The 12,138-nt window shown below is 60.3% G+C and carries 9 protein-coding genes and 1 pseudogene; 3 read left to right on the top strand and 7 right to left on the bottom strand.

The genetic code is table 11. The features are described 5' to 3' along the window. Together NCR38_RS22930 and NCR38_RS22925 are read right to left on the bottom strand one after the other, a co-directional pair. The coding region (locus NCR38_RS22930; RefSeq protein ID WP_250477667.1) for a porin at positions 1–577 on the bottom strand (577 nt) is incomplete at its 3' end. Positions 578–861: 284 nt separating this feature from the next. Beyond that, positions 862–1,191 carry an FAD-dependent oxidoreductase gene (locus NCR38_RS22925; RefSeq protein ID WP_061121655.1) on the bottom strand — a complete coding sequence of 110 codons (330 nt, stop codon included), beginning with the start codon at positions 1,189–1,191 and terminating at the stop codon, positions 862–864. A 419-nt stretch (positions 1,192–1,610) separates the two neighbouring features. Here NCR38_RS22925 and NCR38_RS22920 point away from each other — a divergent pair. After that, positions 1,611–1,865, top strand: a pseudogene (locus NCR38_RS22920) (SDR family NAD(P)-dependent oxidoreductase); the annotation flags it as partial. 338 nt (positions 1,866–2,203) lie between these two features. On the opposite strand, the gene NCR38_RS22915 reads toward NCR38_RS22920, so the two are convergent. Together NCR38_RS22915 and NCR38_RS22910 are read right to left on the bottom strand one after the other, a co-directional pair. Then, entirely contained in the window at positions 2,204–4,063 is a 1,860-nt protein-coding gene (locus NCR38_RS22915; RefSeq protein WP_061121654.1) for a sulfatase-like hydrolase/transferase, read from the bottom strand. 266 nt (positions 4,064–4,329) lie between these two features. Further along, positions 4,330–4,794 carry a DUF4440 domain-containing protein gene (locus NCR38_RS22910; RefSeq protein ID WP_061121653.1) on the bottom strand — a complete coding sequence of 155 codons (465 nt, stop codon included), beginning with the start codon at positions 4,792–4,794 and terminating at the stop codon, positions 4,330–4,332. 646 nt (positions 4,795–5,440) lie between these two features. Here NCR38_RS22910 and NCR38_RS22905 point away from each other — a divergent pair. After that, complete coding sequence (locus tag NCR38_RS22905; RefSeq protein WP_061121661.1) at positions 5,441–6,172, top strand: protein-L-isoaspartate(D-aspartate) O-methyltransferase; 732 nt, start codon at positions 5,441–5,443, stop codon at positions 6,170–6,172. Between the two features lie 87 nt (positions 6,173–6,259). Then, positions 6,260–8,764 (top strand): SAM-dependent methyltransferase, encoded by a 2,505-nt coding sequence (locus NCR38_RS22900; protein WP_250477666.1) that lies wholly within the window; start codon positions 6,260–6,262, stop codon positions 8,762–8,764. Positions 8,765–8,905: 141 nt separating this feature from the next. On the opposite strand, the gene NCR38_RS22895 is transcribed toward NCR38_RS22900, so the two are convergent. The 3 genes from NCR38_RS22895 to NCR38_RS22885 form a co-directional block, all read right to left on the bottom strand. Further along, complete coding sequence (locus tag NCR38_RS22895) at positions 8,906–9,160, bottom strand: hypothetical protein (protein WP_061121651.1); 255 nt, start codon at positions 9,158–9,160, stop codon at positions 8,906–8,908. A 553-nt stretch (positions 9,161–9,713) separates the two neighbouring features. Next, positions 9,714–10,748 (bottom strand): Gfo/Idh/MocA family protein, encoded by a 1,035-nt coding sequence (locus tag NCR38_RS22890; RefSeq protein WP_061121650.1) that lies wholly within the window; start codon positions 10,746–10,748, stop codon positions 9,714–9,716. A gap of 21 nt (positions 10,749–10,769) precedes the next feature. Beyond that, positions 10,770–12,122 carry an aromatic acid/H+ symport family MFS transporter gene (locus NCR38_RS22885; protein WP_250477665.1) on the bottom strand — a complete coding sequence of 451 codons (1,353 nt, stop codon included), beginning with the start codon at positions 12,120–12,122 and terminating at the stop codon, positions 10,770–10,772. Between the last annotated feature and the right edge of the window lie 16 nt (positions 12,123–12,138).

Here is a 12,138-nt window from a genome sequence, read left to right as displayed (position 1 = left end):
CCGAGAGCAACAAATCAGCACTTGCGAAAGGAGGTAAAAACAAGGATTCTTGATCCCCGTTCGAGCCCCGAAACAGGCGCCTTTCTCTGGCGCCATTACGCCGAAAACACCCGGCTCCTTTACGGCGAAAGGCAACACCGCTGGCGAGACTGCCGGGCACGCCGCCCGGCGCGTAGTCCGCGCGTGCCGTCCACGGACCGAAGTCGCCGTGGTAGTAGATCGCGTTGTCGTCCCGTCCGCTCGTGCCTCCGGCGATCGCCGCCGCTTCGGTGACAGAAAGATAGTCGAGATCGAACGGCTCGAACTCCTTGATCAGCCTGTGCTGCAACGTGAATTGATGGCCGATATCGACCCGTCCGAACGCCCCGCCGACACCGATCGTCGAATTACGCTGGAACATCTGGTTGGTCGTGCTGCTGTTCGCGCCGGTCGAGAGAACGTAGCCCGCCTCCAGGTTGAAGCGAACGTAGTATCCGCCGCCCAGGTCCTCCGTGCCGACAAAGCCCCAACGGTTCGATTTGTACATCCCGTTCGAGGCCATCGTCAGCGCCGCGCCGCCTGCCTTGGTGCCGTTCACCAGATTGCGCAGACCGCCGTCAAGCGGAACCGTACAGCGTGACGCTGTTTTGTCCGTACGCGGCGCCGCTCGACAGCCCCACCAACGTCAATGCGGTCAGCGACCGTCTCATTCCACTTCTCACCATTTCTCCTCCAGTTGACATCGTTAAATTTGTGCATCGAGGATCGGCGGTGTCATCGCCCTCCTCGTGTAGGTCGGTCTTGAAACTCACGCATGTCGAGGCTATCGATTCGTCATGCTAATCGATAGATATCGCACACTCATTCACTTCACTTCGATGCTCAATGCCGCGTAGGCGTGGCGGCGGCGGATGGCGTCGCCGATGGCCGTTGCGACGAGCAGCCGGTACGGTGGTAAAGCCGTTTGCCCGTCTGCGCTTCGAGCTCCTGCCAGATGTCATGGGAGCGCTTGATGAACGGAATGTAGTCTGCACCTTCGCCTGCCGCGAGCCGTGTGATTCGCGTGTTGCCGTGACTCGACCCTTTGTTGTGTGGCGGTGCAAACTGGTCGATACCGAGGACGCTCGCGCCTCGTTTCGCCAGCTGATAAAGCGTCGCGCTCCCGAACGCACCGAGGCCGACAACGATAACGTCAAATGAAGTACGGCTCACGGCTTCCCTCACGTGTTAAGCAATAAGTGTTGAAGGCCGATACCTTACCATCCGATGTTAGCGCGATGGCAGAATGGTGCATCAGATCGGGCTTGCGGTTCAGAATTTGTCGTTTCGTTGCTGCGAGGGATGGTTGTCGGTCGCTTCTCATTTGCTGCATTCTGTATGACGCTCGCCATGCTGCTTCCTCTCCAAGGAACTAGCATTACTTTCGGCGTCGCGCTTGTGCTCTCGATGCTTGTTCAATGGAGCACGCGGATGTTGCTCAGACGGTTTCGGCGGGTCGCATCCGGAACGCATAACGCTGCCAACGAGGGCAAAAGTCATGACCCGCGCGGAACTGACCGAAATTCCCAGTCACGAACTGGTCCATCTGCTTGATTGGATGGTGTGGGACATGAATCACCGAGCTCAGAGCGATGAGACGCCAAGGCTTTGGAGGCATTGTGAACCTGTCCTCCATCGGCGGACAGGTCGGATTCCCCACCAGCGCAATTTACGCGGCGAGCAAGCATGCTGTCGAAGGATTGACCAAATCGGCGGCGCTTGAGGTTGCGTTTTTGGGCATTCGAGTGAACGCGGTCGCCCCAGCTCCAACCGAGTCCCCGATGTTTGACCGACTTGCTGATTACGGCATGACCAAGGACGTCCTTGCAGGGATTACTCCTGTGAAGCGAGCGGGTAACCTCGCCTTCATGCCGGGGGAGATAAGGCGACAAAGATCGGCGTCAATCGCGTGGTACCGGTGCGCGCTCAATGGGGTCCCGTTGTCGCCGTCGGGAATCTCGAAAGCCCAGGTTAGCGTGGTTCTCACGCGGACCGCTTCAGGAGCGGAGACCGCCACGCGCATCTGCGAGAACGCATATGACGCGCGAGCGCGGAGTCGGCGGCGCGGCTTCCTGCAGTTAAAAACGCATCGAGGAGCACGCCAATTTGCCGGTGTCGACGTCCACGCAGAACGAACTCTGTCGTCGCCGGCGATGCGGGCCTTCCTCGATGCACCGCTGATGCTTCAGATGTCCCCGATCTTGAACGGCAGCTCGAAGTTCCCTCCGCTGTTGATGAGGCTGATGTACTCGAGATATCGCGACTGCGCCGTATTCTGCGCGGCGACGAACTTCCCCGGGATCGGGGCTTGCAGCTCGTTCGGAAGGATCTCGTTTATTAGCTTCTGATACATTTCCTGCGCCGCGTGAGAACTAGACCGATTGTCCAGTTCGAGCCTGCCGTGCTCGGTAGCGTAGTCGTAATACTCAAGATCGCTCGATCCGCTGATGGTGGTCGTCGACGGCGCCCAGTACGAGTACGTTCCGAGTTTGCCCGCCTCGGTTCTCACGCCAATGATGTGCGATGCCGAAGAATTGAAGTTGTAGACCTCTGGCACGATCTCGTCGGATGCAAAGACCACATACGGCCGGCCTGGCGCGCTCGCGCTCTTCAGCATTGGAAGCAAGTCGTGTCGGTTCCCGTACAGCTGCGCATAATCTCCAGTCATCCAGCTTCGCGTGCCGCCGTTGGCAAAGGTTGCCAACATCGGCAGGATATCAACTGACGAGGTCAGGCCGCTGCGAACGACGTCAAGATCCCCGTTGTACTGCCCGGTCGGATCCATCACGATGAGCGGGACGTTAAACGCCTCTTCGTAGCACGTCCCGGTCTTACCCGAAATCAAGCCATGAGCGCCTGCATAGTCGCCATGGTCCGAGGTCAGCACGATGATCGTCTTCTTCGCGACCGCAGGCGGCAATGAGTCAACGACCGCGCCAATTTTTGAATCTACTATCGACATGATCTGTGTGTAGGAATCGAGCCCGCGCTTCCAATAGTTGAAAGGCGCCTTGGCAACCCCCTTCGTCTCGGAGGGCGGCGGCAGGTTCGGATTGACTGGATAAGCCGAGATTTCGAAATCCGTACCTCGCGTGTCCTGCACGCCACCCCAGACGGCTTCCTGCAGCGTGCGGTTGAAGGTCTGCATCGGCGGTTTGTTGGCCGACAGTTGCGAGGCAGACTCCCAGTTCGGCGCAGTTGCCGGATACCCGTACTGCGGCGGATTGCGCAGCGGGTTGAACTCCCAGTTGTACGTCGGGGGCCCTGCGGTGTAATCGATCCACTGGGAATAGCCATTCGGGTTGTAGTTGTTCGAAGCAAAAAGCTCCGTAAAGCGCTTGAACTCCGTGCCCGCGGGGAAGAACTCCTTGTCGTGCGGATTGATGAAGCCGACGGTCAAACACCAGGGCGGGTCGGCCGGCCTGCGCCGCTGCAACCACTGCGTTGCCTGGTCCGCGATGTTCGTGTCGCTCAGGTAGCCTTGTCCCGGGTCGCCAATTGTGCCTTGAAGGTTGCTGCCCGTCGGATCCGGGTACGTCATCCCTTCGAAGCCGTAGAGCCCGAGCGGCCTTTGCCCTTTGTGCACGATCGACAGATGCCACTTCCCTATATAGGGCGTGATATAGCCGAGCGACTGCAGGACCTTGCCGTAGGTTGGAAACTGCCGGTTCAGCACCGGCTGGATCGAAACCTTGGTGTCGGGTGAATCCAAAATGGTCGTGAGCAACCAATTCTGGTGGGTGTACAGCCCGGTGACGAGCGCGGCGCGCGCGGGACTGCACGCCGAGGCTGCGGTGTAGTGGCCCGAAAATTTGACTCCCCTCTTCCACAAATCGAACGTTCGGGGCATATAGGCCTTGAGAAACTCGCGTGCGTCCTGAACCCCTTTCGGAAACACCCGGGGAAAGCGCATTTCATCCAGGAGAATGAACAAGATGTTGGGCTTGCCGCTTGGGCCGTCCCCGGCGCCCTGGGCGGCGGCGTTCGTCGTCGCAATGGCTGCGCCAACCGCGGAGGTCTTTTTGATAAAATCTCGCCTATCCATAAGTAGTACTCCTTAGAAAACCTAGTGGGGATACGCTTTTGTCCGGGCGTTGCCCGACTTTGATACGATTAATTCAGCCGGCGCCGTTGTTTAGCTATCGCAAGCGGTGTTGGGCCAAACGAAGGATAGGCGAAACCGCCCGTCGCCCCAGCGAAGAATTAATTTCATACGATGTCACCACCGCAAGGGGACGGCGGCCTCGGCGTGATGCTGGCGGTGTCTGTTTCGACACAGTGGTTCACGAGGGCAAATCGCACCGGCGCCGCTTATTGGTTCTCCGGCATTTTGGAAGAATAATGGCTAGTAATCACCCATTTGTGCCCGTCCCAGACGTGGGTGAACGTGTAGCGCGCTTTGACGATCGAACCGTCCCGGAACTTGAAGGTGTAGGTTCCGGCGTCGATCGCGGTATTGCACTCGATCATGATTTCGCGGAAGTCGATGGTGCCATCGGGCTCGCTCTCGAGAAAATGCTTGGAATAGTCTAATTTCTCATCGACAGACACGCGCGGCTTGTTCGAGACGGTCGGCAATAGAACCGAGCGTGGAGCGGAGTTCGCCACCACTTTCTGAGGATCACCCGTTTTAAGCGAATCGTTCCAGCGATCAAACAACGCAGCAATCTGCTTTTCTGATGCCGGATGGCAGGTTTCAGTCTTCGCGAGGGCACTGCCGCTTAGAACGAACAGCACTGCCGCAATTGCGAATCGTTTCGGTAGGTGATTTACCATGAAAGCACCCCTCTGCCCGTCGAACGTGGTGGCACGAACGCCGTCCTTTCGCTGAGACTCCCGAGACCTTTTATAGTTGAAAATTCGCACAACACCAACAACATTTGGTTCGCGCTTTTCCGCCGTGCAAGCAATGTGCGTTAGCGCACGTAGTCCCGACTTTGGTCAACCGGAGTCGTTCGGAACCGTTCAGACAGTCCCGCGCTCCCGCAACTATCCAGGTGGTCCAACTGTGCGACCGCCTGGCCTGAGTCGCCGTTTTGATGGGCAATCGCAATACAACCGCCGCGTACACGCGAGCAAGCCTCACGCGCGAACGAGTCAACGTCGATGCCCTCGAGTTCGAGGTACACCACGCCCGACTATTCGCTGGAGGAACGGGTTCGTTGTCGCGCTCCGGCACGCCTACGCCGTTCTTCACCCTTGCCAAGTCGACGCCCCTCACTCCCGTCCCGATCTGCTCTACCACTCGAATGCGGACCTTTGCCTTTCCAGAGGCAATGTGGCCTTTGGCGGCGACACGACGACGCGCTCGAAGTCTGCGCTAAACATACGACAAACGGCCGGACGCGCCCTGCCCGACCTCGCGTGCGCGGGCGTAGAATTTCAGCAGACAGCCAACTGGGGCCGGACGGTGAAACGAGTCATGCTGCGCTGGCTGCGTATCCTGATTCCCGCAATCACACTGGCGTGGATGCCTTCTGGCATTCACGCCGCCGATGACTTCGCGTCCCTTCGTGCGACGATGATCAGGAACATCTCGGAGCTTGCGACCGAAACCTCCGTCGCAACCGGCAGAGCCGCAATCGATCCGCGCGTGCTCGCCGCGATGAACCAAGTGCCTCGCCACCAGTTCGTGCCACCCGACGACGAGCGCAACGCCTATGAGAACCGGCCTCTTCCCATCGGCTATGGCCAGACCATTTCCCAGCCCTATATCGTCGCGTTGATGACCGACCTGATGATGATCAAGCCCACTGACGTCGTGCTGGAAGTCGGCACCGGCTCAGGGTATCAGGCGGCGATTCTCTCGACCCTCGCGCGAGCGGTCTATACGATCGAAATCATCGAGCCTCTGGGCCAAGCGGCTCAGGAGCGCTTGCAACGGCTTGCGTACAAGCGCGTAGAAACCAAGGTAGGAGACGGCTATTACGGATGGGAAGCCCACGCGCCCTACGATGCCATCATCGTCACCGCCGCCTCGAGCCACGTCCCCCCTCCTCTCGTGCGGCAGTTGAAGCCCGGCGGCAGGATTGTCATTCCCGTAGGCGCGCAGTTTCTGACGCAATACCTGCTGCTGATCACGAAGGCGAACGACGGGACCGTCTCCACCCGACAGATACTGCCCGTCCGCTTCGTGCCTCTCGTCGGGCATTGAAACGAGCGACCCAACGAGATCGCGCGAACCCGCATCGCAGCATGGCTGAGCGCGCGCCCTCCGCATCCCCTTCAGGTTCATGCCATCATGCCTGCCGTGCCGTTGCTCTCCGTCTCGCTGCTTTCAGCCGCTGCCCTCGGTTACGAGCTGCTGTTGATGCGGCTCTTTTCGATCATTCAATGGCATCACTTCGCGTACATGATGATCAGCGCGGCGCTGCTGGGCTACGGAGCAGCCGGCGCGATGGTCTCGCTTGCGCAGCGCTGGCTCGTGCCACGGTTCGCAGCCGTGTTTGTAGCCGGTGCAATCCTGTTCGGCGTCTTTGCGGTCACCTCGTTCGCGTTCGCGCAGCGCATTGCGTTCAACCCGCTGGAGATTCTCTGGAATCCGCGCGAACCTTTGCGCCTGCTGTTGATCTACGTGCTCCTTTTCGTTCCTTTCTTCTGCGCCGCGACCAGCCTCTGTCTCACCTTCACACGTTTTAATGACCAGATCCCGCGTATCTACAGTTTCGACATTGGCGGAGCGGGCGTGGGCAGCGTCGCGATCATCGGCGCGCTGTTCGTGCTTCGTCCGCTGGATGCGCTGCGGGTACTGGGCGCTGCAGGCATCACGGCAGCGGCGCTGGCATGCGTCGAATGCCGCTGGCACCGGAAGTGGTTGCCGATCCTGTTGCTCGGCGCCGCAGCCATGCTGGCCACCGGCCTGCCGCGAGACTGGATCGTATTGCGGCCATCGGAGTACAAGGAACTGAGCCAGGCTCTGCGCATAAAGGATGCGCACGTGGTCGCCGAAAGCTCAAGCCCGCTGGGTGTCGTCACGGTGGTGGAAAGCCCCTCGATTCCCTTCCGACATGCGCCCGGGCTTAGCCTCAACGCGACGATGGAACCGCCGCCGCAACTCGGCGTATTCACCGACGGCGACGGACTGTCCGCGCTCAATCGCTATGACGGGCGGCGCGAGCCGCTCGGTTATCTGGACTCTATGACCTCCGCGCTCCCCTATCACCTGCTGCGGCGGCCCAAAGTCCTCGTGCTCGGCAGCGGGGCAGGAGGCGACGTATTGCAGGCGCTGTATCACGAAGCGAGCGCAATCGACGCGGTCGAACTGAATCCACAGATCGTCGAAGCGGTTCAGCACCGCTTTGCCGACTTTTCCGGCAAGCCGTACAGCGCACCGAACGTTCGCCTATTCGCCGGCGAAGCGCGTGGTTTCGTCGCTGCGCGCGGTGAGCGCTACGACCTGATCCAGGTCGCGCTGCTAGACTCCTTCAGTGCCACCTCGGCCGGGCTTTACTCCCTTTCCGAGAGTTACCTCTACACGGTGGAAGCATTTCAGGACTATCTGCGTCATCTCAACGTAGGCGGCATACTGGCGATCACTCGCTGGGTCACGCTGCCCCCGCGCGACGTCCTCAAGCTGTTTGCGACGGCCGTACTGGCGATGGAGAACGCCGGTGTAAGACAACCATATCGACGGCTCATGCTGATCCGCGGATGGAAAACCGCGACGCTGCTGGTCAAAAACGGGGAATTCGATGACAGGGACATCGCCGCGCTGCGCAGCTTCTGCCATGCCCGTTCGTTCGACGTCGAATACTACCCGGGGATGCAGGCCGCAGAAGCGAATCGCTACAACGTACTTGAAAGGCCCTACTTCTTCGAAGCCGCGCACGCTCTGCTGAGTCCCGGGCGAGAAACGTTCTGGGCGCGCTACAAGTTCGATATCCGCCCCGCCACGGACGACAAGCCGTACTTCTTGCACTTCTTCAAATGGCGATCGCTGCCCGAGTTTCTCGCGTTGAAAGGGCGAGGCGGCATGACCTTGCTGGAATGGGGATACCCGGTACTGATCGCCACCCTGCTGCAGGCGACATTCATGGCCTTCGTGTTGATCCTCTTTCCTCTGTGGGTGATGAAGCGCCGGACGTGCACGGCTCACGGTTCATCGCGTTTGGACGCCACTTCCCGCAATGACGCCACAGCTTCGGTGGCGGCGATATCGGAAAGCAGAGTCGCGATCTATTTCGTCGCGATCGGCTTCGCTTTCATGTTCATCGAGATCGCGTTCATCCAGAAGTTCGTTCTGCTCCTGAGCCACCCGCTCTACGCTGTGGCGGTCGTGCTGTGTGCGTTCCTCTCGTTCGCGGGACTTGGAAGCCGGTACGCGCAGCGCCTGCAGGGTCGCGAGGTGCCGGTCGCCCGTTCCGCGACACGGCCGCGCACGATCAGAAAGCACCGGTCGACTGCGGCGACCGCCATCGTGGCCCTTTCTGCCATCTCGCTGTGCTACCTGCTCGTGCTGCCCCATCTGTTCTCGTTCCTGATACCTCTATCCGACCCGGTCAGAATAGCGATTGCCGTGCTGCTCATCGCGCCGCTCGGCTTTGCGATGGGCATGCCCTTTCCGCTTGGGCTCAACCGCGTTGCCGGCTGTGCCGAAACGCTCGTGCCCTGGGCGTGGGGCGTCAACGCATGCACGTCCGTCGTGGCTGCAGTCCTGGCGACGATAGTGGCGATTCATCTAGGCTTTACTGCGGTGGTCGTGACAGCGGTCGTGCTCTATTTCGCCGCGGCGGCTGCCTATCCCTGATCCGCCCAATCCAACTTGACCGGGCGCCCCTTTGAGCGGGATCGCGCTCAAAGGGCGACCAGCCCGGCGAGCGTCCGCTCGAGCGACGCGACATTCTTGCCAGGCGGAGTGTCTTGGCCGCTCGATCAAGCGTCGATCCGACTACTCGCAGTATTCGTGACAGCCGCCATGTCGCGTTCGCCGCGCCGAGCACGAAAAGCGGCGCATCCGCGCGTCGGTTGCCGCCACGCCGAGGCCATCGCGCACGAGTTGCACGATCACCGAAATCGACGTCCAACCGGTGATGCGCGTATCTGCGAGCGGCACGCCGTTGGCGAGCGCGAGCTTGTCGACGATGTCCTCCAGCGCGCGATGCGGTGCCGTCCCGCGCCCGAACGTCAGGATCGGATGACGCAATACGCGTTTCGCGAGTCCGCTGCGCGAAAGCGGTAGCCGGCCCCGCGCGCGATGGATTCTTCGTCGCTGCCTTCAACGCGAATGCGTGAATCAAAACACATCACAACGAAAGTGAGCAAGCGGGCAACTACCCCTTTCCCGCAAGAGGCAGGAGTCTGGTCGCCTTCGCAAATGGAACGTCTGCTGCCAGGGGGCAAGCCGACGTCGGAGTGACCAAGCGAGATCCCCGTCGAACGTCGCTCACTGGCCGAGAGCGCCAGCTCGATGAACCTTCTACAGGGCTGTCGTTAGGGTTGCCCGTGTCAGCTTTTCGGTGGCGAGTCGGAACGCGAACAAACGGCCATCTGCCGACGTTCGAATCGTTGCCGCCGATAACTTGAGACGGGGCGAATGCGGCCATTCGCCTTTCACGAACGACCGCCGTCAGCACGAACAACCAGCGATAGCCGATCAGACAGTCGAATAGAACTTATGCATTTCGAGCCTTTGCACCGGGTTCATTCTTGTTACCGCGTCTTAATCGCGGCTCTTCCCGATTGTCGATGCGTTAGCATCACCCAAAGCGGATCGTCGTACCGGAACGCGCGGCGTCGCGAACTGCCAGTGTGACTTCGAGGGTTCTGGTCGCGTCAAACGCATCGGTCAGCGGTTGCTCTTTTCGCCGAATCACCGCGCCGAAGTGTCGCATCTGCTCGATGTACGGATTGGCCGCGTCGAAGTGCACCTCTTCGTCCTGCAGCGGCTGCAACCAGCCGCGCTCGCCCGGATAACGCCACATCCGCAACGTCGGCAAGGCGACAGACGCCTCAGTTCCGCACAAAAAATGACTCTCGACCGGAGTCTTCGGAAAGGCCGGGTTCTCGCCCGACGACAGATCCCAACTCCACGGCGCAGCACTGCTGTCTGACAGGGTAATCGTTGCGATTGCTCCGCTCTTGAAACACAGCAGCGTGGCCGCCGTGTCCTCGACTTCGAATCCGCGAATCGCATTCGACGTAACAGCCTGCAGGCTTTCGATCTCGCCGCATACGAAGCGCAACAGGTCGATCTCGTGAATCAGGTTGATGAGGACGGGTCCCGCAGCAGGCGTGCGGCGCCAAGCTTCGTTGAAGTAGGCGTCGTGTTTGAGGAAAGTCGCTAGCACCGATGCAGAGACGAGCCGCCCGAGTTGTCCTCCCTGAACCAAAGCCCGCGCGGTGCGGACGATCGGATTGTGCCGCCGGTGATGGCCGACGAGCAGAGGAACATCGGCGTCGGCAGCCGCGCGCCCGAGACGCAAGCCTTCGTCGACCGTATCGGTGATCGGCTTTTCGACGAGCACTGCCGTGCCGGCGGCGATCAACTCCAGCGCCATGGGAACATGCAGCGCGTTCGGCGTGGCAACAATTGCGCCGTCAGGCTTCGTCTCGTCGATGAGCGCGCGATGGTCCTTGAACCACGGGATCGAGAACTCCTCGGCGAGCGCCTGCGCCGCCGGATTCGGGTCGGCGATGCCGACGATTTCGAGCCCCTCGGCGCCCGCTGCGCCAACAAGATGCGCACGACCAATCGCGCCTGCACCAATAAGACCAATCTTCGAATCAGACATGAGAAAAAGGGTCTCCGAGAATCAGTGAGTAGTGGCGTTGCGCAACACCGGCGCTGCGCCCGCGCTGCGGCGGCCCTTGATGTACGCCGCGACGATGGCGATCGCGATTGGCACGGTCAAGGCAAGGAACAACTGCCCGAAATTCCACTTGAAACTGAGCAAAACCGCGCCGATCGACGCGCCCGAGATCGCGCCGAAGCGACCAATGCCAGTCATCCAGCTCGTACCGGTGGCGCGCATCTCGGTCGGATAGTAACCGGCGGCCATTGCGGTCCAGCCAGTGTTCGTTGAGTTGATGCAATAGCCCAACAGAAAAACCAGGGTCATGAGGCCGTAGAGGCCCGGACTCATCTTCGCCAGCGCAACGGTGAAGATGCCTGCAGCGAGGAGCGTGCCGATCATCACCTTGTGCGGGTTGAAGCGATCCATTTCCCAACCGATGATGATGTTGCCAAGCGTTCCGCCCACTTGAAGCATGGCGCCTACCAGCGCGGCATCGGCAAGCGAAAAGTTGTTGTCCTTCACGATGATCGGCAGCCAGCTATTGAGGAAGTAGACCGTCATCAGGTTCATGAAGAGGCCGACCCAAAGAGCGAGCGTCACAGTCGTGTGCGGCTTGGCAACGATAAGTCTGATCGCGCCTTTGCCGGCGTGCTCGCGTTCCGCGGTGATCAATCTCGTCGAGGCATCGACCGCGTTGGGTTCGATCTGGTTGACGATACGTTCGAGCGCGCGTCGGCCACCGTGTTTGACTGCGAGAAACTTCGCGGATTCCGGCAGGATGAAGCACAGGACGAGCGCAAACAGGATCGGCACAACGCCGCCGACAACCAGAATCGATGCCCAGCCGTGAGTCGGGATCAAATAACTCGAAAGGAAGCCGCCACCGGCCGCACCAAACGTGAATCCGCAATAGATCACCGTCACCATCAGCGCACGATACTTCTTGGGCGCGTACTCGGAGGCAAGCGTCGCGGCATTGGGCTGAGAGGCGCCAAGTCCAAGTCCCGTGAGAAAGCGCATGATCGAAAGCACCTCGACGTTCGGCGACCATGCGGAAGCGAGACTCATCAGCCCGAAGAAGAAAATTGCGCCGATGATGACCTTGCGACGGCCGAACCGGTCCGCCAGCGGACCGCCGGTCAACGCGCCGATCGCGAGCCCGAACAAGCCCATGCTCAGCACCGGCCCGAGCGCGGCGCGTGTGAGCTTCCAGTCGGCGACGACTGCGGGCGCGATGAAACCCATCGCGACAACATCAAATCCGTCGAGAATCAGGACCACGAGGCCCAATAACAGTATCTTCCAGTGAAAGGGCCCAAAAGACCGGGAATCCAGGAATTCCTGAATGTTGAGTTGTTTCTCGAATGGCATGGTTGTCTCCTGTGGA

The sequence above is a fragment of the Caballeronia sp. INML1 genome (assembly GCF_023631085.1).
Taxonomy (GTDB): Bacteria; Pseudomonadota; Gammaproteobacteria; order Burkholderiales; family Burkholderiaceae; genus Caballeronia; species Caballeronia turbans.
Note: the sequence above shows the minus strand (reverse complement) of the source record. Positions and strands in the feature narration are given on the sequence as shown.